General features: G+C 72.7%; 19 protein-coding genes. 9 read left to right on the top strand and 10 right to left on the bottom strand.

Annotated features, from left to right (window positions below; all coding sequences use genetic code 11):
• Window positions 1-126: 126 nt before the first annotated feature.
• Window positions 127-1,125, bottom strand: a complete 999-nt coding sequence (gene gap, locus ACFRU2_RS05565; RefSeq protein WP_382967949.1) for a type I glyceraldehyde-3-phosphate dehydrogenase — start codon at window positions 1,123-1,125, stop codon at window positions 127-129.
• Between the two features lie 351 nt (window positions 1,126-1,476).
• On the opposite strand from gap, the gene ACFRU2_RS05560 reads away from it, so the two are divergent.
• Window positions 1,477-2,343 carry a poly-gamma-glutamate hydrolase family protein gene (locus ACFRU2_RS05560; protein ID WP_382967946.1) on the top strand — a complete coding sequence of 289 codons (867 nt, stop codon included), beginning with the start codon at window positions 1,477-1,479 and terminating at the stop codon, window positions 2,341-2,343.
• 96 nt (window positions 2,344-2,439) lie between these two features.
• Here ACFRU2_RS05560 and ACFRU2_RS05555 read toward each other — a convergent pair whose 3' ends face one another.
• Window positions 2,440-3,396, bottom strand: coding sequence for a GlxA family transcriptional regulator (locus ACFRU2_RS05555; RefSeq protein WP_382967944.1), 957 nt, complete (start codon window positions 3,394-3,396; stop codon window positions 2,440-2,442).
• 285 nt (window positions 3,397-3,681) lie between these two features.
• Between ACFRU2_RS05555 and ACFRU2_RS05550 the strand changes: the two genes are divergently transcribed.
• Window positions 3,682-5,361 carry a carbohydrate binding domain-containing protein gene (locus ACFRU2_RS05550; RefSeq protein WP_382967942.1) on the top strand — a complete coding sequence of 560 codons (1,680 nt, stop codon included), beginning with the start codon at window positions 3,682-3,684 and terminating at the stop codon, window positions 5,359-5,361.
• A 66-nt stretch (window positions 5,362-5,427) separates the two neighbouring features.
• Here ACFRU2_RS05550 and ACFRU2_RS05545 read toward each other — a convergent pair whose 3' ends face one another.
• Window positions 5,428-6,078: a hypothetical protein gene (locus ACFRU2_RS05545; protein ID WP_382967939.1), complete on the bottom strand. Its 651-nt coding sequence runs from the start codon at window positions 6,076-6,078 to the stop codon at window positions 5,428-5,430.
• A gap of 225 nt (window positions 6,079-6,303) precedes the next feature.
• On the opposite strand from ACFRU2_RS05545, the gene ACFRU2_RS05540 reads away from it, so the two are divergent.
• From ACFRU2_RS05540 to ACFRU2_RS05530, 3 genes are all read left to right on the top strand, one after another.
• Window positions 6,304-6,552, top strand: a complete 249-nt coding sequence (locus ACFRU2_RS05540; protein ID WP_382967936.1) for a hypothetical protein — start codon at window positions 6,304-6,306, stop codon at window positions 6,550-6,552.
• Window positions 6,553-6,652: 100 nt separating this feature from the next.
• Window positions 6,653-9,169 carry a SpoIIE family protein phosphatase gene (locus ACFRU2_RS05535; protein WP_382967934.1) on the top strand — a complete coding sequence of 839 codons (2,517 nt, stop codon included), beginning with the start codon at window positions 6,653-6,655 and terminating at the stop codon, window positions 9,167-9,169.
• Window positions 9,170-9,337: 168 nt separating this feature from the next.
• On the top strand, window positions 9,338-9,583 hold the full coding sequence (locus ACFRU2_RS05530; RefSeq protein ID WP_382967931.1) for a response regulator transcription factor: 246 nt from the start codon (window positions 9,338-9,340) through the stop codon (window positions 9,581-9,583).
• Here the strand turns inward: ACFRU2_RS05530 and ACFRU2_RS05525 are convergent.
• Together ACFRU2_RS05525 and ACFRU2_RS05520 are read right to left on the bottom strand one after the other, a co-directional pair.
• Window positions 9,534-10,562 (bottom strand): serine/threonine-protein kinase, encoded by a 1,029-nt coding sequence (locus tag ACFRU2_RS05525; protein ID WP_382967928.1) that lies wholly within the window; start codon window positions 10,560-10,562, stop codon window positions 9,534-9,536. The two genes, ACFRU2_RS05530 and ACFRU2_RS05525, sit on opposite strands and share 50 nt — an antisense overlap.
• Window positions 10,563-10,652: 90 nt before the next feature.
• On the bottom strand, window positions 10,653-11,348 hold the full coding sequence (locus ACFRU2_RS05520; protein WP_382967925.1) for a DUF998 domain-containing protein: 696 nt from the start codon (window positions 11,346-11,348) through the stop codon (window positions 10,653-10,655).
• A 185-nt stretch (window positions 11,349-11,533) separates the two neighbouring features.
• Between ACFRU2_RS05520 and ACFRU2_RS05515 the strand changes: the two genes are divergently transcribed.
• The gene (locus ACFRU2_RS05515) at window positions 11,534-11,857 is read left to right on the top strand and encodes a YciI family protein (protein WP_382967922.1); all 324 of its coding nucleotides are present in this window, start codon (window positions 11,534-11,536) and stop codon (window positions 11,855-11,857) included.
• Between the two features lie 3 nt (window positions 11,858-11,860).
• The gene (locus ACFRU2_RS05510; protein ID WP_382967920.1) at window positions 11,861-13,885 is read left to right on the top strand and encodes a sigma-70 family RNA polymerase sigma factor; all 2,025 of its coding nucleotides are present in this window, start codon (window positions 11,861-11,863) and stop codon (window positions 13,883-13,885) included.
• 33 nt (window positions 13,886-13,918) lie between these two features.
• On the opposite strand, the gene ACFRU2_RS05505 is transcribed toward ACFRU2_RS05510, so the two are convergent.
• Window positions 13,919-14,047, bottom strand: a complete 129-nt coding sequence (locus tag ACFRU2_RS05505; RefSeq protein WP_382967916.1) for a hypothetical protein — start codon at window positions 14,045-14,047, stop codon at window positions 13,919-13,921.
• A 283-nt stretch (window positions 14,048-14,330) separates the two neighbouring features.
• Here ACFRU2_RS05505 and ACFRU2_RS05500 point away from each other — a divergent pair, with 283 nt between their 5' ends.
• Both ACFRU2_RS05500 and ACFRU2_RS05495 read left to right on the top strand, forming a co-directional pair.
• Window positions 14,331-15,899 carry a hypothetical protein gene (locus ACFRU2_RS05500; RefSeq protein WP_382967913.1) on the top strand — a complete coding sequence of 523 codons (1,569 nt, stop codon included), beginning with the start codon at window positions 14,331-14,333 and terminating at the stop codon, window positions 15,897-15,899.
• Between the two features lie 42 nt (window positions 15,900-15,941).
• Window positions 15,942-16,682, top strand: coding sequence for a class I SAM-dependent methyltransferase (locus tag ACFRU2_RS05495; RefSeq protein WP_382967911.1), 741 nt, complete (start codon window positions 15,942-15,944; stop codon window positions 16,680-16,682).
• A 17-nt stretch (window positions 16,683-16,699) separates the two neighbouring features.
• Here ACFRU2_RS05495 and ACFRU2_RS05490 read toward each other — a convergent pair whose 3' ends face one another.
• Genes ACFRU2_RS05490 through ACFRU2_RS05475 form a run of 4 tightly spaced genes read right to left on the bottom strand, consistent with a single transcriptional unit; the run spans window position 16,700 to window position 21,125 of the window.
• Window positions 16,700-17,245 carry an NADPH-dependent FMN reductase gene (locus ACFRU2_RS05490; protein WP_382967908.1) on the bottom strand — a complete coding sequence of 182 codons (546 nt, stop codon included), beginning with the start codon at window positions 17,243-17,245 and terminating at the stop codon, window positions 16,700-16,702.
• Between the two features lie 58 nt (window positions 17,246-17,303).
• A complete protein-coding gene (locus ACFRU2_RS05485) occupies window positions 17,304-18,122 on the bottom strand; it encodes a phosphate ABC transporter ATP-binding protein (protein WP_382967905.1) in 819 nt (272 codons plus the stop codon).
• Window positions 18,123-18,133: 11 nt separating this feature from the next.
• A complete protein-coding gene (locus ACFRU2_RS05480; protein ID WP_382967903.1) occupies window positions 18,134-19,033 on the bottom strand; it encodes a sortase in 900 nt (299 codons plus the stop codon).
• Window positions 19,034-19,091: 58 nt separating this feature from the next.
• Window positions 19,092-21,125: a WxL protein peptidoglycan domain-containing protein gene (locus ACFRU2_RS05475; protein ID WP_382967901.1), complete on the bottom strand. Its 2,034-nt coding sequence runs from the start codon at window positions 21,123-21,125 to the stop codon at window positions 19,092-19,094.
• Window positions 21,126-21,261: the final 136 nt, after the last annotated feature.

The following is a 21,261-nucleotide window of genomic DNA, read 5'->3' as shown; positions in this document are numbered from 1 at the left end:
TTGGGGGGAGAGATGGGGGTTTTTTTGTTCAACTCTTTGCTTGGGGAGGGGAGGGGAAGGAAAAGGGAGCACCCCCAAGACCAGAACCCCGGGCAAGCGCCCCGCCCTGGGTGCGGGAGCCCGGCCTCAGCGGCTCGCGAGGAGTTCGAGCGTGTCGATGACGCGGTTCGAGAAGCCCCACTCGTTGTCGTACCAGGCGACCACCTTGATGTGGCGGCCTTCGACGCGGGTGAGCTCCGAGTCGAAGATGGAGGAGGCGGGGTTGCCGGTGATGTCGGAGGAGACGAGGGCGTCCTCCGAGTACTCCAGCACGCCGGCGAGCGGGCCTTCGGCCGCGGCGCGGTAGGCCGCCAGCACGTCCTCGCGGGTCACGTCGCGGGCGACGGTGGTGTTCAGCTCGACGATGGATCCCACCGGAACCGGGACGCGGATCGAGTCGCCGGAGAGCTTGCCGTCCAGGTTGGGCAGGACCAGGCCGATGGCCTTGGCGGCGCCCGTCGTGGTCGGCACGATGTTCACGGCGGCGGCGCGGGCGCGGCGGGGGTCGCGGTGCGGACCGTCCTGGAGGTTCTGCTCCTGCGTGTAGGCGTGCACGGTGGTCATGAACCCGTGCTCGATGCCCGCGAGTTCGTCCAGTACGGCGGCCAGCGGCGCGAGCGCGTTGGTCGTGCAGGAGGCGTTGGAGACGATCGTGTGCAGGGCCGGGTCGTAGGAGTCGCTGTTCACGCCGAACGCGAGCGTGATGTCGGCCCCGTCCGCCGGTGCGCTGACGAGCACCTTCTTGGCCCCGGCGTCGATGTGTGCGCGGGCCGCCTTGGCCGTGGCGAAGCGGCCGGTCGCCTCCAGCACGATGTCCACACCGAGCTCGGCCCAGGGCAGCTGCGCCGGCTCGCGCTCGGCCAGCACCTTGATGCGGCGGCCGTCGACCACCAGGACGTCCCCGTCCACGGTCACCGGGCGGCCGAGCCGGCCTGAGGTGGTGTCGTAGGCGAGCAGCCGCGCGAGGGTGGCGGGCTCGGTGAGGTCGTTGACCGCGACGACCTCGAGCGTGCTGTCCCGTTCGAGCAGCGCGCGGAGCACGTTGCGTCCGATGCGGCCGAATCCGTTGATGGCGATGCGCGTCATGGTGTCTCCCTTGTCCCTGTCCCTTGGGTGCCTCACCAGGTTCGCCGGTCCGGGGCGCCCGCGACAGCGGCGCGATCGCCACGGTCCGCAAGGATCGCGCCACGAGGCGGCCGGGGATCACGGCACGCGGAGCGTGCGGGCAGGGCGCCCGCTCCGGACGGCCGGGCCCCGCGGTGGTGGCATCAAGGTGCCTGCACCCTTGGTGCCACCCTGCGGACCTTCCGCGGGTGCCCGGGGGTGGACAGGATGTTCACCGGAAGGACCGCACAGCGCCTTCGACACCGCACGGCCGATGTCCCGGCCGGGCAGCATCCCCTGGCCACCCGGCCCCATAGCAGCGAAGGAACAACCATGTCCCGGACTCGCGCCAGCCGCAGGACCGTCCTCCTCTCCCTGATGGCCGCGGCCGCCGGTGGCCCGATCCTGACGGGACTCACGGCGACTCCCGCCGCAGCCGCCGGCGGCGACTTCTACGCTTCGAACTCGGACCTCTACGCGAGCACGACGGCGATCGAGGGTCAGGACTACGCGCGCCGGTTCAGACGCCACGAGGCCGTCGACAACGACAAGGCCACCACTCCGCGCCCCCGCCTGAGCAGTGTGCTGGCCATCCACGGCGGCGGCATCGAGATGGGTACCTCCGAGCTCTGTCTGGCCGTGGCCGGCTACCACCCGGACGGACTCGCACCCGTCACCCAGGGCGCCCCGGTGTACGACTACTGGATGTTCGAGGGCATGCGCGCTTCCGACAACGCTGAGCTGCACGTCACCGCCTCGCACTGCGACGACCCGGTCGCGCGGTCCATGGCCGCCGGCAGCGCCAACGTGCTGAGCCTGCACGGCTGCACCGCGGCTCAGGCCGGGGCGCCCCAGGGGCAGCCCAAGGCGGTCGTGGTCGGCGGCCTCAACGCCCGCTTCCGCCAGCTCCTCTCCGCGAAGCTGGGCGCCGCGGGCTTCCAGGTGCTCGGCGGCAACCCGGAAGACCTCAACGGAGACCTGCCCGAGAACATCTGCAACCGGACCCTGACGAGCGCGGGAGGCGCCCAGCTGGAGATCACCACCGAGCTCCGCCAGAGCCTCTTCGGGAACTTCTCCGGTGCGGCCAACCGCGCCACCACCACCAACACCGACTTCTGGAAGTTCGCCAACGCCTGCCGCAACGCCATCACGGCCATGGAGGCCGAACAGCTCGCCCGCAGGAGCCTCTTCACCGCCTGAGCCGGAAGTACGGGTTCCGCCCGGAACCGCGAGGTCGTCCGCGGGAGCCGCGACCTCGTACGCAGGAACCGCGACCTGGTCCGCCTGCCCCCTCTCTCATTCCCCCCGGGTGAACGTGCGCCGGTACTCGCTCGGCGTGGTCCGCAGGATGTGCTGGAAGTGCAGCCGCAGGTTCGCGCCGGTGCCCAGGCCCACGTCCGCGGCGATCTGCTCCACGCTCCGCTCCGAGAGCTCCAGCAGTTCGCGGGCCACGTCGATGCGGGCGCGCATCACCCACTGCATCGGCGTGTACCCGGTGTCCTCGGCGAACCGCCGCGAGAACGTGCGCGGGGACACCGCCGCGTGCTTGGCGAGCACCTCCAGGGTGAGGGGTTCGCCGAGCCGGTGCAGCGCCCACTCGCGGGTGGCGGCGAACCGCGGTCCGAGCGGCTCGGGCACGCTGCGCCGGACGTACTGCGCCTGGCCGCCGCTGCGGTAGGGGGCCGCGACCAGCCGCCGGGCCGTGTGGTTCGACGCCGCCACCCCGAGGTCGCTGCGCAGGATGTGCAGGCACAGGTCGATGCCCGAGGCGGCTCCGGCGGAGGTCAGCACGGAGCCCTCGTCGACGAACAGGACGTTCTCGTCGACCCTGACCAGCGGCCACTTCGCCGCGAGCGCGCGGGCGTAGTGCCAGTGCGTGGTGGCGCGCTTGCCGTCGAGCAGGCCCGTGGCGGCGAGGGCGAAGGCTCCCGTGGAGATGGCCGCGAGCCGGGCGCCCCGTGCGTGGGCGGCGATCAGTGCCTCGACGACGGCCCGCGGGGGGGCCTCGCGGTCGGGGAACCGGTAGCCGGGGACGAAGACGGTGTCGGCCCAGGCGAGGGCTTCGAGGCCGTGGGCGACGGCGTACGACAGGCCGTCACCGCCGGTCACGAGTCCCGGAGCGGCGCCGCACACCCGGACCGCGTAGGGCATGCTCGCGCGGGTCGTGAACACCTGCGCGGGGATGCCGACGTCGAGGGGTTTCGCCCCCTCGAGGACGAGGACGGCGACGTGGTGGGGGCGGGAGGCTGGCACCGCGACATGCTTCCGAAGGGGCGGGAAGCTTGTCAAGCGCCAAGGTTAGTAAACCTTCCGATTGAGATAACCACCTATCAGTTGGTCCAGACCTGTTGACGGCGGTCCTTCCGGAGGATTAGGTTCCCGGCCACGAAGCGGATACGTCGTCAACTCCCCACGCCCGCCCGGCCGCAGGGCTCCCCACCCACGGGCCCGCCGCCCCGTCCCCACACGTGCCCGGCGGGCCGCACGCCCACGCTTCGCGCTCCACGCCGTCCCCCCACTCCCACTGGAGGCACTTCCTTGCGTACCCCCAACCGAACCCGTACCCGGCTGGCCTGCGCCCTCGGCGCGACCCTGCTCGGCGCGGCCGCGGTGCTGACCTCTCCCGGTGCGGCCTTCGGCGCCAACATCCTCTCGAACGGCGACTTCGAGTCCGGCACCACGGCCGGCTGGTCTTGTTCCGGCGGGCTGGGCTCCGTGGTCGGCTCGCCCGTGCACGGCGGGAGCAAGGCCCTGGCCGGCGCGGCCAGTGCGAGCGACAACGCCAAGTGCGTCCAGACCGTCGCCGTACAGCCCAACACCAGCTACACGCTCTCCGCCTGGGTCCGCGGCAGCTACGTCTACCTCGGGGTCACCGGCGGTGCCTCCACGTGGACCCCCTCGGCGTCCGCCTACACCAAGCTGACCGTCGCCTTCACCACCGGCGCCTCCCAGACCAGCGCGGAGGTCTACCTCAACGGCTGGTACGGACAGGGCACGTACTACGCCGACGACATCACCCTGGACGGCCCGGGCGGCACCGTCGACACCCAGGCGCCCACCGTGCCCGGCAGCCTCACCTCCACCGGCAAGACCTCCACCACGGCGTCCCTGAGCTGGACCGCGTCCACCGACAACGTCGGCGTGAACGGCTACGACGTCTACCAGGGCGGGACGAAGGTCGCCACGTCCGGCACCACGAGCGCCACCGTCACCGGCCTGACCCCCAGCACCGCCTACGCGTTCACCGTGCGCGCCCGCGACGCCGCGGGGAACACCTCGGCCGCCTCGAACACCGTCAACGTCACCACCGACACCGGGACCACCCCGCCGACCGGCTTCAAGCAGGCCGCGCCGTACCTCTACCTCGGCTGGGGCAACCCGCCGAGCCCGACCACCGTGATGAACGCGACCGGCACCAAGTGGTTCACCATGGCGTTCATCCTCTCCTCCGGCGGCTGCAACCCCTCCTGGGACGGACAGCGCCCGCTGACCGGCGGCGTGGACCAGAGCACCATCGCCTCGATCCGCGCGGCGGGCGGCGACATCGTGCCCTCCATCGGCGGCTGGCAGGGCAACAAGCTCGGCCCCAACTGCTCCAGCGCCGAGGCCCTGGCCGGCGCCTACCAGCAGGTCATCAACGCGTACGGCCTCAAGGCCATCGACGTGGACATAGAGAACACCGACGAGTTCGAGAACGCCGTGGTCCAGGACCGCATCCTCGGCGCCCTCAAGATCGTCAAGCAGAACAACCCCGGTCTGAAGACCATCCTGACCTTCGGCACCTCCACCAGCGGCCCGACCAGCTGGGGCAACCGCCTGATCGAGCAGTCCAAGGCGCTGAACGCCGGCATCGACGTCTTCACGATCATGCCCTTCGACTTCGGCAACGCCTCGACGGACATGTACGCCAGCACCGTCAGCGCGACCGAGGGCCTCAAGGCCAAGCTGAAGTCCGTCTACGGCTGGGACGACGCGACCGCCTACTCCCACATCGGCATCTCGGGCATGAACGGCATCAGCGACACCGGGGAGACCACCACCGTCCAGAACTGGACCGACATCCGCAACTGGGCCAACTCCCACCACATCGCGCGCCTCGCCTTCTGGTCGGTGAACCGCGACCGCGGCTGCCCCGGCGGCGGCCTGCAGGAGACCTGCTCCGGCATCGCCCAGAGCGACTGGCAGTTCACCTCCATCACGGCCGGCTTCACCGGCTGACCCAGCACCTCGCAGGACCGTGGGGCCGTCGCGGACTTCCGCGGCGGCCCCACCGTCCGTACCGGGTCAGGAACCGGTCGGGGCCTCTCCTTCGGCGCCGGCCCGCACCCGGGCCCGTACGACCTCCGGATACTTTTCGGTGAAGCGCAGGGCTCCGACGATGGTGAGGACCTGGATGATCCAACCGGTCCACATGTTGTCCGGGTCGCGCAGCACCAGGTCGCCGTACGCCCCCACCAGCGCGTTGATCAGGAAGGCCAGCCCCCAGACCCCGGTGATCAGGTAGTTCGTCCGCTTGAAGACGGGCGAGTCCCAGAACTTCCGGTCGACCTGCTCCCGGGCGTACTGGAGGGTGAACGGCACCCCGACCAGGATGGAGCCGAAGGCGATGACGAAGAGGGCGATGTTCGAGATCTCGCCCGCGTAGGTCTCCAGCCAGCGGCGCGTGCCGTCGCTCGCGAAGGCCCCGACCACCGTCAGGATCGCGAAGAACACGACGTCGGCGAGTTCCAGGATCTTCAGCGAGGATCCGGGACGGAGCACCCGGCTGCCCACGACGAGGCCGACGGAGATGGCCAGGGCCAGCCCCACCGCCCATTCGAAGCGTCCGGGCCCCACCACGAAGGCGAAGACGATCCAGGGGGACAGCCCTACGAAGGGGCTCTCCAGGAACTGCGCCACCTTGTTCGTGCCGTGGGCACCAGCCGCGTACGCCATGGTCCGGCCTTCCTGCAGGAACCCCGCTCCGGTCCCCTTCCCAACGTACGCCGCGCCCCCGGAGCACACCTGCCGTGGACCCCCGGGTCCGGACGCCTGATCCCCGCGCCTGTCAAGTAACGAGAAACCGGGTCTACGTCCCCGTCGCGCCGCCGGGCACGGTGGAAAGCGACCGTCCTGCACACAGCGGGAGCGACGCCCCACCGGGACCGAAGGCAGGCCGCCATGAACGACATCGCCATCGTCGGGCTCGGCCGCCGCTTCGCCGGCGCCCCCGGATTCTGGAGCAGGCCCGCGTTCCGGAGCACGCCGCGGGCAGCGGAAGCACCCGAGGCGGCCAAGGCACCGGGCGGCACCGGCTCGCCCTCTGCCCAGCCGGAAACCCCGAGCTCCTGGACCAGCGCGTCGGCGCGGTACTCGACGTACTCGACGCGACGGACCGTACGCCGCTGGCGGCCGCGTCCCAGGTTCTAGGGGGTCACGGGCGCCGCCGGGCACTGCGTTGGTGCTCCCTGCCGCGCCGGATGATGCTTGTCAGTGGAGCCCCTGGCCAGCGAAGGCGAGATGAGCGGCGATGGAGCAAGTTCCCACCCCTCCCGGTGAGCGGCAGGCCCGGACCACGCACGCCTCCCCGGGGGCGGCGTACACGGCCACGGCCACCGTGAGCGAGCAGGGCATCGTGACCGGGTGGAGCGAGGAGGCCCGCCGGCTGCTCGGCTACGCGCCCTCGGAGGTCGTGGGGCGGCCCGCCGCGGAACTGCTCGCGGACCGGTCCAGTGGACCCGGCCGTACGGACACCGCGCCCGGTACGGCCGCTGCGGCGCGGCCGGTCGCGCCCGGACAGGAGCGGTGGAGCGGCACCGTCCCGCTGCGCCACCGGGACGGCCGGCGGCTGGACGCGGGACTGCTCGCGCACCGCAGGGCGGCCGCCGGCGGAACCGCCGAGTGGTTCGTCATGTCCGCCGTGACGGGCGAGCCCGAGGCCTCCTGGGACGGACCCCTGGGCGAATGGGCCTTCGACCGGTCCCCCTGCGTCCTGGCGGTCTTCGACGAGGACCTGCGGCTGGTGCGGTCGAACGCGGGCATGCACCGCGCGCTCTCCCTCACGGAGGCCGAGATGCACGGGCTGCGCCTGTCGGAGATCGCCCCCGACGCGGTGAGCGAGGAGACCGAGCGGGGGATGCGCCGGGTGCTGGAGACCGGCGAGCCGCAGTCCGTGGAGGGCTTCGTCCGGCCGCCCGGCGCGGGCGCGGCGCACGGCTGGGCGACCTCGCTGGCCCCCGTACCGGGTCCGGACGGCCGGGTGCGGGCCGTGTACCTGACCGCGCACGACAAGGCCGCGGGAGACACCGCCCCGCGGCAGGCGCTCCCACCGACCCTCGCCGGTGCCCGCACCGGAAACGGCAGCAGCACCGGCACCGGCCCCGGCAGCACCAGCACCAGCACCAGCACCAGCCCGGACAGCGCCCGCACCGTGCAGGATCTGGCCGACGCGGCCGTCCCCCGGCTCGCCGACCTGGCGATCGTCGACCTGCTGGAACCCTCCCTCCGCGGTGAGGGCCCGGCCCGGAGTCCCGGGACGGGTGCCGTCACGGTGACGCGCAGCGCCGTACGGTCGGTCCTCGGCGGGAGCCGGGAGAGCCGGTTCGCGGTCGGGGAGACGACCGTCTACCCGGCGCTGTCGCCCCCCGCGGAGTGCCTGGCCGCAGGGCGGGGCGCCGTGTACGGGACCGCCGACCCGGCCGTCGCCCGGTGGGTCGCGCAGGATCCCGCGGCCGGCTGGATCAGCGAGTACGGGACCCATTCGATGATGCTGGTGCCGCTGCGCGACGGCGGTACCACCCTGGGCCTGGCCGTCTTCAGCCGTCACCAGAACCAGGAACCCTTCGACCTCGAGGACCTCCGGCTGGCCGAGGAGCTCACGGCCCGGGCGGCCACCGGCATCCACCGTGCGCGCCGGACCGCCCGGGAGCACACCAGCACCATGACGCTGCAGCGCAGCCTGCTCCCCCACACGCTGCCCGTGCAGTCGGCGCTGGAGATCGCCTCCCGCTATCTGCCGGCCGCGGGCGAGGCCGGTGTGGGCGGCGACTGGTTCGACGTGATCCCGCTGTCCGGAGCCCGGGTGGCCCTGGTCGTGGGCGATGTCGTCGGTCACGGCATGCGCGCCTCCGCCACCATGGGCCGGCTGCGCACCGCGGTGCGCACCCTGGCCGACGTGGACCTGCCGCCGGACGAGCTGCTCACCCACCTCGACGACCTGATCATCCACCTGTCGGCGGACGAGACGGGCGGGGGCGGGGAGGCTGCCGGGGGCATCGGCACCACCTGCCTGTACGTGGTGTACGACCCGGTGACCCGCCGGTGCACCGCCGCCCGGGCCGGTCATCCACCGCCCGCCGTGGTCTCCCCCGAGGGCTCCGCGTACCTGCTCGACGTCCCGGCGGGGCCGCCGCTGGGCCTGGGGGGCCTGCCCTTCGAGACCGTCGAGGTCGACCTTCCCGAGGGCAGCCTCCTCGCGCTGTACACCGACGGCCTCCTGAAGGCCCGCGACCACGACATCGACGAGGCCCTGGACAGCATGCTCGCGGCCCTGGTCCGGCCCGCCTCCACCCTCGACAGCGTCTGCGACCGGGTGCTCACGGCCCTGCTGACCCAGCGTCCCGATGACGACGTGGCCCTGCTCGTCGCCCGGACCCGGGCCCTGCACACCGACAAGGTCGCCGTCTGGGACCTGCCCTCCGACCCCTCCCTGGTCGGGCAGGCCCGCCGCAACGCCACCGACCAGCTGACGGTCTGGGGGCTGGACGAGGCCGCCTTCGTCACCGAGCTCGTGGTCAGCGAACTGGTCACCAACGCCATCCGCTACGGCGAGCCGCCCGTACAGCTCCGGCTGATCCACGAAGGCACGACGCTGATCTGCGAGGTCTCGGACGCGAGCGGTACCGCCCCGCACATGCGGCGGGCCCGGATCTTCGACGAGGGCGGGCGCGGACTGCTGCTGGTCGCACAGCTCACCCAGCGCTGGGGCACCCGGCACACCCTCTTCGGCAAGACCATCTGGGCCGAGCAGTCCCTGGCCGGGTTCTGAGGACCTTCTCCCCTGCCCTGTTACGCCCCCGTGACAGACGACGGACACGCTCATGAACTCCGACCGACAGTCTCTTTAACACGGACATACACCCACATTCGTGGATATGTTCTCTGCTTTCAAAGGTGCGAGCAGCCGTGATGACTGAGCCGAAGCGGAGGAAATCCCATGAGCCTCACACTGGTCGCACCGCACACCGAAACCGCCACCGAAACCGCCACCGCAGCCGCTCTCGCCCCGCGTGAGCAGGAGGCCCTGCGCCACATCGCCGCCGGGTGCACCTACGTGCAGACGGCCCGCTCGATGGGACTCTCCAAGCACACGGTCGACGCCTACCTGCGCCGCATCCGGGCCAAGCTGAACATCAACACCACGGCGGAGATGACCCGCCTGGCCATCTCTCTGGGACTGTGAACACCGGCCGGGCCCAGTCCGGGGGCTCCCTGGGCGGCACTCCGCTCCCCGGATCCCCGGGCTGCGGAGCGGCGGCCCGCCGGGCGGGCGCGGGGGCGGGGGTGGCGGCGGCACGCAACGCCGCCACGAATTCCAGGCAGGAGTCGTAGCGGTCCTCCGGGACCTTCGCCAGAGCCTTCGCCAGTACGGCGCCGGCCCCCGGTGCGATGTCGGGCCGCTTCTCCGTCAGGGGAGGCGGCTCGTCGTACTGGTGCGCCCACAGCAGCGCGGGGGCGTCGTCCCGGACGAAGGGCGGCCCTCCGGCGAGGGACTCGTAGACGACACAGCCGAGGCTGTAGACGTCGCACCTCCCGTCGACCGGGCGCCCGGAGATCTGTTCCGGCGCCATGTAGTCGACGGTGCCGACGAACTCGCCCGCCGTGGTGAACCCGGTGAGCGCCAGCGATTTCTTCGTCAGCCCGAAGTCCGTGAGGTAGATGTGCTCCGGGTGCTCGCTGTCGGTGCCCTCGGCGACCAGGATGTTGGCGGGTTTGACGTCCCGGTGCACGAGATCGTGCTCGTGGGCCGCGTCGAGCGCCGATGCCACCTGCGCGGCGATGCGCAGCGCGGTCGGGACGGGCAGGGGGCCGTCCCGGTCCAGCAGGGTCCGCAGGTCCGGCCCGGCGACGTAGCGCATGGCGATGTAGAGGACCCCGTCGGTCTCGCCGGCTTCGAAGACGGGCACGATGTGCGGGTGCTCGATCCTGGCGGCGACCCGGGATTCGTGGGCGAAGCGGCGCCGGAAGACCTCGTCGCGCACGCGCTCCGGGGCGATCAGCTTGAGCGCGACCGTACGGTCCAGGCGCAGATCCTTCGCCTGGTAGACGACGGCCATGCCGCCCCGGCCGATGATGCGCTCGATCTGGTACCCGGCGATCTGCCGCCCGATCAGGCCGGAGGCGCGGCCCGTATAAAGGCCCCGGTTCGCTGCCGTGCCCATCAGGCGCCTCCCGTGGCAAGTCTAGCCAGTGATCCACACGTACGCCCGTGGGGCGACGGGGAACGACGGGGGACGACGGGCCCTGGCGGGTCAGATGCCGCGGCGGCTGCGCCGGGCGACCACGGAGATCCAGAGCATCGCCGTGACGGCTCCCACGGCCAGGGTCAGGGTGCCCGCCCGGCCGCCGGCCATCGCCCAGCCGTTGCCGATCAGGAGGGCCGTACCGGCGACCCGGGAGGCCTGCGCGTACCGGCGGTTCCCGGCACGGCCGAAGTGGCGGCCCAAAACGTAGCAGGCGGCGATCAGCGAGGTGAAGGTGACCGACCCGGCGGCGAAGTGGGCGTAGCTGTGCCAGGTGAGCACGGCGGCCTCCGCGGAGGGGGCTCCCGCGGGGAAACCGTCGACCGGGTCCATGACGAAGGCTCCGGCGGCGATCATGCCGAGGCCGCCGATCCGGACCAGCCGTGGCGCCCAGGTGCCTCCCGGGGTGCCCCGCAGGGCCCGGCGCAGGCCGCTCGCCCCGAGGACGAGGAGGGTTCCGGCGAGCAGGAAGTTGGTGATCTGGAGCCAGCCGAGGCTGCCGTTGCTCAGTGCGCTGAGCGGGTGGCGGGTGATGTCGAAGCCCTGGCGGGTCGCGGCCTGGGTCAGGGAGACGACCGCCCACAGCGGGGAGGCCACGACCGCGCAGGTGAGGAGGGAGCGGGTGGTGGTGATGGAGGAGGAGGACGAAGTGGAGCGGGTGGCGGAGGAAACGGTGGCGGTGGGGGTGGGGGCGTGGGTGCTCATGGCGGGTACCTCTCGGGTTCGTCGAACGCGGCTCTCGTTCGGTTCTCGTGTGGTTCTCGTTTGGTCTCGCCGATACGTCGAACCAGAAAGGTGACAGGGAATGCGTGCGTTCCCTGTCACATCGCCGGTTCGACGTGTAGGCAGGGTGCGGGCAGCAGCTCGGCACCACGAGACGAGGAGTCCCCATGCGCTACCTGATGACGACGAAGCCTTCCGACACCGCCCCCGACGAGCGGCTGTACGCCGAGATGGGCAAGTTCATCGAGGAGCTGACCGCGGCCGGCGTGCTGCTGGCCACGGGCGGACTGGAGCCGGGCGGCATCCTGGTGACCTCCGCCGGCGATGAGGTCACCGTGACGGACGGGCCGTTCGCCGAGGCCAAGGAGGCCGTGGCCGGTTTCGCGCTGATCGAGGTCCGGTCCCGGGAAGAGGCGATCGAGCTGGCCCGCCGCTTCCGCAGGATCGTCGGCGACGGCGAGAGCGTGGTCCAGCAGGTCTTCGGCCCCTGATCCGTGCCGGACATCTCGCGGACGATCGACGCGGTCTGGAAGCTCGAATCGGCCAAGATCATCGCCACGCTGACGCGCCTGGTGCACGACGTCGGCCTGGCCGAGGAACTGGCCCAGGACGCGCTCGTCGCCGCGCTCGAACAGTGGCCGGGCGCCGGGGTTCCGGACAACCCCGGCGCCTGGCTGACGACCACCGCCAAACGGCGGGCGGTCGACCACATCCGGCGCTCCCGGGTGCTGACGGACAAGCAGGAACAGCTCGCCCACGAGCTGGCGGAAGGGCGGGGGCGGCAGGAACAGCAGGAACGGCAGGAGTCCGAACAGGACGACGTCCTGCGGCTGATGTTCCTCTCCTGCCACCCCGTGCTGTCGGCCGAGGCCCGTGCGGCGCTCACGCTCCGGCTGCTGGGCGGTCTGACGGCCGAGGAGATCGCCCGGGCCTTCCTCGTCACGGCGGCCGTCGTCACCCGCCGCATCGCCACGGCCAAGCGCACGCTGGCCGAGCACCGCGTGCCCTTCGACCTGCCGGAGGAGTCGGAACTGCCCGAGCGGCTGTCCTCGGTGCTGGAGGTCATCTACCTGATCTTCAACGAGGGTTACTCGGCCACCTCCGGCGACGATCTGATGCGCCCCGGACTCTGCCTCGAAGCGCTCCGGCTGGGCCGGCTGCTGGCCGAGCTGGCCCCCCGGGAGGCCGAGGTGCACGCCCTGGTCGCACTGATGGAGATCCAGGCCTCCCGTTCTGCGGCGCGCACCGGGCCCTCGGGCGAGCCCGTCCAGCTCCACGAGCAGAACCGGGGGCGCTGGGACCAACTGCTGGTCCGCCGCGGTTTCACCGCGATGCTGCGCGCGCGGGAGGCCGGCGGGGTCCCCGGCCCGTACATGCTGCAAGCGGCGATCGCCGTGTGCCATGCACAGGCGCGCACCGCCGAGGAGACCGACTGGGCGCAGATCGCGACCCTGTACGGGGCATTGGACCGGCTGCGGCCCACGGCGGTGATCCGGCTCAACCGGGCGGTGGCGCTCGGGATGGCGTACGGGCCGCAGGCCGGCCTCGACCTGGTGGACTCCCTGGTCGCCGATCCCGTACTCCGCGACTACCACCTCCTCCCCAGCGTCCGGGGAGACCTACTGCTGCGCCTGGGCCGCGGCCCGGAGGCACGGGTGGAGTTCCTCCGGGCGGCGGCCCTCGCCAAGAACGCCGCCGAGCGCACCTTCCTGCACCGGCGCGCGCAGGAGGTGCGGGCCCCCGGCAGCACGGCCGGCCCGGACGGCCCGGCACCGGGTCCGACCCTCGGCGGGGCCGCACGGGGGTTCCTGGGCCGGGCGGATCTGGACGCCGCGACGGTCCGCTCGTACGGCCAGACCCTGCGCCGGCTGCGCCTGGACCTCGGCGACGGCATGCCGCTGGCCCGGCTGACGGCCGAGGAGGTGGCACGGGTGTGCGAGGCCGCCTGGGGCGGTGCGGCGGCCAAGACCTGGAACCGGCACCGCTCGGCCGTACGCTCCTTCGGCGCCTGGGCGGGCCTGGACGAGCTCGCGGCCGGGCTGGAGCGGCGCGCCGAAACCCGCCCCCGGGCGTCCGCCCTGGAACCCGCGCAGCTCGATGCACTGTGGAGCGACCCCGAAGTGCCTCTACGCGAACGGACGTTGTGGCTTCTCCTGCACGAATCGGCGGCGGGGGTGAAGACCGTCCTGTCCCTGAACGTGGAGGACCTGGACCTGGAGGACCGCCGGGCCCGCGCGGGCCGGACCTGGGTGAGCTGGCGCTCCGGGACGGCCCGCCTGCTGCCCGTCCTGCTGGCCGGCCGCACCCGGGGCCCGGTGTTCCTCTCCGACCGGCGTCCCGGCCCGGCCCGGACCCCCGGCCCGGCCGACCTGTGCCCGGACACGGGCCGGCGCCGCCTGTCCTACGAGCGGGCCGAGCACCTCTTCAAGGAGACCACCCGACCCCTGGACCCGACGCACGAGGGCTACACCCTCCGCCGCCTCAAACCCGGTCCGGACGAGACGCCCCAGACCGCCTAAGCCGCCTGGGCTGCCCAGGCCGGCCCGGATCGCTTACCGGCGGCGCCACACCCGCTTCTGCCGGGGCGGGCGCGGGTTGCGGTTCTGGAGGCCGTGGATGACGAGCATCGTTGCCTGAACGGCACCGGCAACTGCTGTTGCCAGGGTGAGCAGTTCGACCATGCTGGGAACCTCTTCGTTTCCTGAGGAGAGAGCCCTGCCGCGCGCGACCAACGGGAGGCAGGGCGATGGATGGCTGTGAGGTCGCCCCTCGGGCGGCCTCACAGTCCACGAGACCAGCGCGGACGGTTTTCTGACGAGCCGTGGGAGCGGACGGGAAGAAAACGTTCTGCCCAGCTCAAGAGAGGTACGGGTGGAGGAGAAAACCCCGATAAAAGGGGAGGGGGCAGACCCGCGGAGGAACACCTCGGGCGGTGGCCGCGAAGCCTACGGAGAGGAGAAGCTGTTGGAGCTGGGGGTTGCGCGCCCCTGGATCGACCTGAGCGTGGCCCTGCGGGCCCTGATAAAAGACACCGTCCGGCTGCAACGCGCGGTCGTGGAAGCCGTCGGTCCGACCCTGACCAACGACTCCCTGTCAAAAATGTTGAACGGCCGGACCCCCATGCGACGGCATCAGTTCGACAACATCGTCGATGCCTGTCTGCCGGAACTGCCGCAGGACGAACAGCAGAAGCGACGCCAGGAGCTGAACGAGCTGTGGGCCGTCTGGGAGGCCGGGCCCTCCGAGGAGACCCTGCTCCCCCAACTGGCCGTCGAACCCGAGGCGCCCGAGGTCTGGTCGGTGGGCACCCTGCGGCAGGGCGAGGCGCTGCCGAACCGGACCCTCGCCGAGACGTGGGAGTTCTACGGGCTCCGAGAAGCCCTGGAGAACGTCCCGGAGCGAAGACGGCCGCGGCTCTACGTGGTCGCCGGCCTGACCCTGCTGTGTGCCGGATCGCTGTACTCGGTACGGGACACGAACTGGCCGGCCCTCGTGGTCGGCCTGACCTGGCTGGCGATCCTGGCCGTCGAGATGCCCCAGCACTTACAGCGGTTCCCACTTCGGCACGTCCACGGAACGCCTCCGGAAGCAGTGCGGGTGCCCGGGTCCTGGCGGCGCCCGGGACAGCCGGAGATCGCCTGGTACGTGGGACAGGAAGATCACCATGGCGTCACCGCCGTCCTGCGGGCGCACCACCCCTCCACCCTGCTCTCCTACCGGCCCACGGCCGGATGGCTCCGGCTGTCCAAGGCCACCCCGGGCGTCAAGGTGCACTGGGCCGTCGAGGACATCACCCACGGCACACTGCTCGCCCAAGGAACGCTCGGCGGGCGCACCCGCCTGGTGAATCTCGACCGGGCCGGGAGGGACTTCTGGAGCCTGCGCTGGGACGCCCCCCAGCTGATCGGCGTCGTGCTCGTCGTCGGACGCGGCGGCGGAACGGCCAAGGTCTCCTGGCACGCGCCCGCCACCCTGGACTTCACCGGCCGCCTGACGGGCACGTCCCCGGCCTTCGCCTGGTGGCTGATCCTGCTCGACGGGCTGCTGCGCAAACGGGCCGCCCGCGCCTACCGCCGCAACCGCGGACCGCAGGACCGTCCTACGGTGATCGCCGAGCGGCCGGTCCCGACATCGGAGGAACGGGGACGCACCGGGACGGCATCACCGGGTGAAGCCCTGCCCCGGCGCCGTCGGGTGCTGCGCACCCTCACGCTCACGGTCGCTTCCCTCTCCGCCGTCGCGGCGACGGCCGCCGGTGCCGTGGTCATCGCCCCCTTGCTCCGCGCCGGACCGCAGACTTGGGCCACGGCCGTCTCCGCCGCCCTGGGGATCCTCGTGGTCGCCCTGGCCGTCGTCGCCGGCCTGACGGTCCGCTCGCGCAACCGCCGATGGATGCTGAGCGGCCTCCTGGTGCTGGCCCTCGCGGCCATCTTCACGGTGACCTTCCGGTACGCGGACCACCTCCCCTGGCTGCGGGACTGGGGCGCCGACGTAGCCGGCCTCCTCCGAACCGAGGGCACGCCGGGGCCCTAAATCGTGTTGACCGTCCCCGGCCGGGAGTGCTGGAGTCGGCACGTGGACAGCATCCCCGCCAACCGGCGGTTCTGGAACCGGATCAGCAGCGCCTACCAGCACGAGCACGACCCGCAGATCGGCGCCGCACCCCGGCTCTGGGGCATGTACTCGATCCCCGACGCGCACCTGCACGCCCTGGGCGACGTCACCGGCAAGCGCGTCCTCGAACTCGGCTGCGGCGCCGGCCAGTGGTCCAGGGCGCTCGCCGCCGAGGGCGCCACCGTGGTCGGGCTCGACCTGTCCGAAGCCCAGCTCGCCGCAGCGGCCCGCGCCATGGGAGCGGACCGCCACCCGCTCGTGCAAGGCGCAGCCGAACAGCTCCCCTTCGCCTCGGACAGCTTCGACCTGGTGTTCTGCGACTTCGGCGGGCTCAGCTGGGCGTCCCCGCACCTGGCCGTTCCGCAGGCCGCACGCGTCCTGCGCCGAGGCGGGCGCCTGGTGTTCAACGTCGCCAGTCCGTGGTTCGAAGCGTGCTACGACGAAGCAGCGGGCCGCGTGACCACGACGCTGCAGAAGGACTACTTCGGGCTGAACACCATCGCCGAGGACGACGGCGCGACCAGCTACCAGCTCACCTACGGCGACTGGGTCAAGGTCCTGCGCGGCGCGGGTCTCGTCATCGACGACCTCATCGAGCCGCGGCCCGAACGGGGAACACCCAACGGCTACAACGAAACCGACCCGCCCGACTGGGCACACCGCTGGCCGGCGGAACTGCTCTGGATCACCCACAAACCGTAGGTTCCGCCGGACGGGCCCTAGGCCGTCTCTTCCGCCAGCAGGGTGAGGATCCGGGCGAGCCGGGTGCGTACGGCTTCGTCGGTGATGGTGCCGTCCGCGGCGACCGTCCTGCGGTCCACGGGGATCCGTACGCACGCCTCGTCCCTGATGTCGGCGCCGGTGTAGCCGAGGACGGTCCGCAGGGTGGCCTCGGCGCCCTCGCCGCGTCCCGGGGCCGCCGCGTTCACCCAGGCGACGGGCTTGTCGCAGATCTCGGTGCCGCCGACCGTCCAGTCCAGCAGGTTCTTGAAGGAACCCGGCAGGGTGCCTGCGTACTCCGGGGTGCAGATCAGGATCCCGGCCGCCTCCGCGATCGCCGCGCGCAGGCCGGCCACGGGACCCGGCAGCGGTTCGGCATCGTCGTCGGGGTTGAAGTGCGGGAGGTCCGCGAGCCCCTCGTAGAGGACCGTCCGCACGTGCGCGGGGGCCGCCGCCCGTGCGGTGCGCAGGACGGTCTCGTTGGAGGAGGCGGCCCGCAGGCTCCCCGACAGCAAGAGGATGACGGGCAGCGGCAGCGTGGACATGGGCCCCAATGTAGTGATCCGTCACCGGGACCGGGCGTCGGGGGTCGGCCCGCAGGGGTCAGCCGAAGCGGCCCTGGACGTAGTCCGAGGTGCGCTGGTCGGCGGGGGCGGAGAACATGGCCTCCGTGGGGCCGTGTTCCACGATCTGGCCGGGCGTGCCCTGTTCCGCGAGGAAGAAGGCGCACTGGTCGGAAACCCGGGCCGCCTGCTGCATGTTGTGCGTCACGATCACGATGGTGACCTCGTCGGCCAGCTCGCGGACGGTCTCCTCGATGCGGCGCGTGGACGTGGGGTCCAGGGCCGAGCAGGGTTCGTCCATGAGCAGGATCCGCGGCCGGACCGCGAGGGAGCGGGCGATGCACAGGCGCTGCTGCTGGCCGCCGGAGAGCGCGCCGCCCGGCTGGCGGAGCCGGTCCTGGACCTCCTTCCACAGCCCGGCCTTGGTCAGGCACTCCTCCACCAGCGCGTCCTTCTCGGCCACCGAGGCGCGGGTGCCCGTCAGCTTGAGGCCCGCCGTGACGTTGTCGTAGACCGACATCGCCGGGAAGGGGTTGGGCTTCTGGAAGACCATGCCGATCCGGCGGCGGGCGTCGGTGAGGCGGCGGCCGCGGGCGTAGACGTCCTCGCCGTCGAGGAGGACCTCGCCGGCCAGTTCGGCGCCCGGGATCAGCTCGTGCATCCGGTTCAGGATCCGCAGGAAGGTGGACTTCCCGCAGCCCGAAGGGCCGATCAGGGCCGTGACCCGGCCGCCGGGCATCGTCAGGGAGACCCGGTTGAGGACCTTGCGGCCGCCGAACCACGCCGAGACGTCCCGGGCGTCGAGGGTGGACGCTCCCGTTGCGGGGAGCGCGGGAAGGGGAAGCGTCTGCGTCGTCATCACGGCCTCGTTCACAGGAGGTTGGGCAGGAGGAGGGCGGCCTGGTCGGCGACCGCCAGGCCGAGGGCGGCCAGCACCGGGAAGCCGACCAGCCAGGTGTGCGCGCGGCCCCAGCGGATCCGCGCCCAGGCCAGGCCCGCCGCGGCGAGCAGCAGCGCCTGCGCCCACAGGACCAGCGGGAACCAGGCCGAGGTCTGGCTGCCGAGGGGGGCCTCGTCCGCGGCCAGCCGCCCCGGGGTGCGGCCGCCGGACTGCTGGACGGGCGTGGTGAGTTCGGCGTCGACGTGGACCACGCCGTCCGGCATGTACGGGGTCCCGTCCGCGGTCATCAGGGTGAGCAGCGCCGCGTCACCGGTCGGCCGGGCCGGCTGCGGGTCGCCCGCGCGGCGGACGCCCAGCACCTTGTACGTGTGCTCGCCCTGGCCGGTGACGACCAGGAAGGTCTCCCCGCGCTCCAGGTCCGCGATGTGGGCGAAGGGGCCGCCGTAGCCCGCCTGGCGGCCCATGAGGATGGTCGTCCCGGGCTGGCCCGGCAGGACCGTGTCGCGCCGGTGGCCGGGCCCGGAGGCCAGTACCCCGGAGGTGGTCGCCTCGCGGACCACCTCGCGCAGCCCGATCTGCGGGATCTCCAGCAGGGCGACGGGGGTGCCCGGGGCGGTCGGCCCCAGCGGCGCGGTGGCGTTGGCGAGCCCCTCGCGCAGCTGCGCGTACCCCACCCGGCGGTCCCGTTCGTGGCGCAGGTGTCCGAGCGGGCCGACTTCCGCGACGAAGCCGAGGAGCAGGGCGCCCAGGATGGCCAGGGCCGCGCCGGTGGCCCACAGGCCGGGTGGGCCCGTACGCCCCGCCGGGGCCTCGGGGGCTCCGGCGGGGTCGGGGCGCACGTCCACCGGCGGGGTGGAGGTGGCTGTCATCGTGTCTTCTCCGAATGCGGAAGCGGATGCGATTGCTGCGGGGATGCGGGCGGCGCGGTCAGTTGCCCGCGAAGGTCAGCAGGCCGCGGCGGCGGGCCCACCAGACGAGCGCGCCGCCGGTGACGACGAGGCCCCCTGAGAGCAGGCCGACCGCGGTGGCGTCGGCGCCGGTGTTGGCCAGGCCGCCGCCGGGACCGCCGGAGCCGCCGGCGGCTCCGCCCGAGACGTTGGTGGAGACGCCCACGCTGCTGCCGCCGCTCGTGGGCGTCCCCGTGGAGGCCGACGCGGACGGCGAGGCCGTCTCGGACGGGGTGGGGGTGGGGGACGCGGACTCCGAGGGGGTCGGCGTCGGGGTCGCGGTCGGGGTCGGGGTGGGCGTCGCGGTGGGGGTGGGAGTCGGGCTCGCGGTGGGGGTCGGCGTGGGGGTGGGCGTCGGGTTGCCCGTGCCCGGGTCCGTGGTCTGGTATGCGGTGTTGGAGGTGAACCACAGGGAGGCCGCGAACGTCCCGTAGGTCTCCGTGCCGAAGGCCTTGCGGCACACGACCGTCAGGTCGTAGCGGCCTTCGAGGGTGGTGAAGCCGGCCTGGTTCGCGTAGTCCCGCATGGTCATCGTCAGCGGTACGTTTATGCCGCCCGACGGCGCCGGCGGGTACGTGGCGATGGGCGAGTTGCCGACCACGTTGAGGCCCTCGGCCGGGAAGCCCTTGCCGGCCACCGTGACCAGGATGTTCGTGGCGGGCTCCGGGCAGGCGGCCGAGGTGGTCAGGTCGATGCTGCTGCCGTCGTTGCCGGTGGCGGGGTTGATCTTCGCCGAACCGGCCGGGGCGGCGTGGGCCGTCGTCGGCACGGTCAGGGCGGCCAGGCCCACGAGGGCGGCGGCGGCCGCGGTCGCGGCGCCTGCCGCGGATCGCCGGCGGGTGCGGGTGAACTGCACGATGGGCTCCTTCTTGGCGTTCTGGCGTTCGTTCGTATCGGTGGCGTCGGTGGCGTCGGTGGCGCGCCGGCGGGCCGAGGCGGTGACCGCGGCCGCGGCCCGGGCCAGGCGCCTGCGGCGCCACACCCACAGCCCGCCCCCGGTGATCACGAGGACCAGCGCGAGCAGCGCCCACGGGACCGTCCACAGCGACACCGATCGGGTCAGGGACGGAAGTTTGGGGTCCACGCCGTCGCGGGCGGCGACCGGCTGGACGGAGACGACGGCGGAGGACCGCAGCACCTGCGCCACCCCGTCGGCCTTGGCGGTGATCCTCAGCGAGGTGCCGGGCAGCAGGTCGCCGAGGTCCTTCGCGCCGTCCGCGGTGACGGAGGTGCCGAACAGGCCGTTGATGCGTACGGCCTGCCGGGCGCCGAGCCGCACGTTGCCCGTGTTGCGCAGGGTGTAGGTGACGGTCGCCGAGCCCTCGGAGAAGGGGTTCGCGGATCCCTCGTACGAGGCGGCGACCTGCTGGACCTCCAGGCGCGGGGTGAGGGTCCCGGCGGCGCGGATGTAGACGCGGGCACCGACCCGCTGGTCGAGCTTGACCTTGTTGCCCTGGCCGTCCTGGGCTCCGGCGGCGAGCGAGGCGACGATGCCGCCGGTGTGGTCCCCGGGGGTGACCTCGCGGGGGACGGTGACGGTGAAGGGGACGACGACGTTCCCCTTGGGCGGGACGGTCACCGTGTCCTTCTCGAGCTTGATCCAGCTGCCCGCGTCCTTGGGGGCCCGGCCGGCCGGGAGCAGGTCGAAGCCGCCGTCGAGGGTGTTGACCGCGTCGCTCGCGTAGACGGCGAGGGTGAGCGGTTCCTCCCCGTAGTTCCAGACGGCGATCTGGTCGCGCGTCGTGGCTCCGCCGGTGACCCCGTAGGAGAAGTGGGGCCGTGCGTCGGGCCCCTTCGGCCCGGCGGGCTGCACGCCGAAGGTGGACTTGCGGTCCTCCCCGCGAGCGGCCGGGGCCGAGGACGCGGCCTGCGCGGGCGCCGCGGCGAGCAGCCCGACCGGGACGAGCAGCCCGACCAGCGTGAGCAGCGCGAGCAGCAGGGAGGGGAGCGGGGCGGCCACGGCCGGCGGGCCGGGGCGGCCGCCGCGCCGGGCGGCGGGGGCGATGGGGTTCATGGCTCGGGCGTCCGATCCGGGGAAGGGGGGCGGCGGGTCCAGGCGTCAGGGGCGGGGGGGGGAACGGGGTGCGGGAAACAGAGAAACCCCCCCCCCCCCACCCCCCCCTCCCCCCCCCCCCGCCTCTACTGGCCTC

This window comes from Streptomyces sp. NPDC056883 (genome assembly GCF_042788835.1).
Lineage (GTDB): Bacteria > Actinomycetota > Actinomycetes > Streptomycetales > Streptomycetaceae > Streptomyces > Streptomyces stoeckheimensis.
Note: the sequence above shows the minus strand (reverse complement) of the source record. Positions and strands in the feature narration are given on the sequence as shown.

What these genes read in the sequence shown, in the direction of transcription:
- ACFRU2_RS05475 (WP_382967901.1), bottom strand. Translation starts at nt 21,125, where the DNA reads ATGAACCCCATCGCCCCCGCCGCCCGGCGCGGCGGCCGCCCCGGCCCG.
- ACFRU2_RS05490 (WP_382967908.1), bottom strand. Translation starts at nt 17,245, where the DNA reads ATGTCCACGCTGCCGCTGCCCGTCATCCTCTTGCTGTCGGGGAGCCTG.
- ACFRU2_RS05505 (WP_382967916.1), bottom strand. Translation starts at nt 14,047, where the DNA reads ATGGTCGAACTGCTCACCCTGGCAACAGCAGTTGCCGGTGCCGTTCAG.
- gap (WP_382967949.1), bottom strand. Translation starts at nt 1,125, where the DNA reads ATGACGCGCATCGCCATCAACGGATTCGGCCGCATCGGACGCAACGTG.
- ACFRU2_RS05535 (WP_382967934.1), top strand. Translation starts at nt 6,653, where the DNA reads ATGGAGCAAGTTCCCACCCCTCCCGGTGAGCGGCAGGCCCGGACCACG.
- ACFRU2_RS05530 (WP_382967931.1), top strand. Translation starts at nt 9,338, where the DNA reads ATGAGCCTCACACTGGTCGCACCGCACACCGAAACCGCCACCGAAACC.
- ACFRU2_RS05545 (WP_382967939.1), bottom strand. Translation starts at nt 6,078, where the DNA reads ATGGCGTACGCGGCTGGTGCCCACGGCACGAACAAGGTGGCGCAGTTC.
- ACFRU2_RS05520 (WP_382967925.1), bottom strand. Translation starts at nt 11,348, where the DNA reads ATGAGCACCCACGCCCCCACCCCCACCGCCACCGTTTCCTCCGCCACC.
- ACFRU2_RS05540 (WP_382967936.1), top strand. Translation starts at nt 6,304, where the DNA reads ATGAACGACATCGCCATCGTCGGGCTCGGCCGCCGCTTCGCCGGCGCC.
- ACFRU2_RS05515 (WP_382967922.1), top strand. Translation starts at nt 11,534, where the DNA reads ATGCGCTACCTGATGACGACGAAGCCTTCCGACACCGCCCCCGACGAG.
- ACFRU2_RS05560 (WP_382967946.1), top strand. Translation starts at nt 1,477, where the DNA reads ATGTCCCGGACTCGCGCCAGCCGCAGGACCGTCCTCCTCTCCCTGATG.
- ACFRU2_RS05480 (WP_382967903.1), bottom strand. Translation starts at nt 19,033, where the DNA reads ATGACAGCCACCTCCACCCCGCCGGTGGACGTGCGCCCCGACCCCGCC.
- ACFRU2_RS05525 (WP_382967928.1), bottom strand. Translation starts at nt 10,562, where the DNA reads ATGGGCACGGCAGCGAACCGGGGCCTTTATACGGGCCGCGCCTCCGGC.
- ACFRU2_RS05485 (WP_382967905.1), bottom strand. Translation starts at nt 18,122, where the DNA reads ATGACGACGCAGACGCTTCCCCTTCCCGCGCTCCCCGCAACGGGAGCG.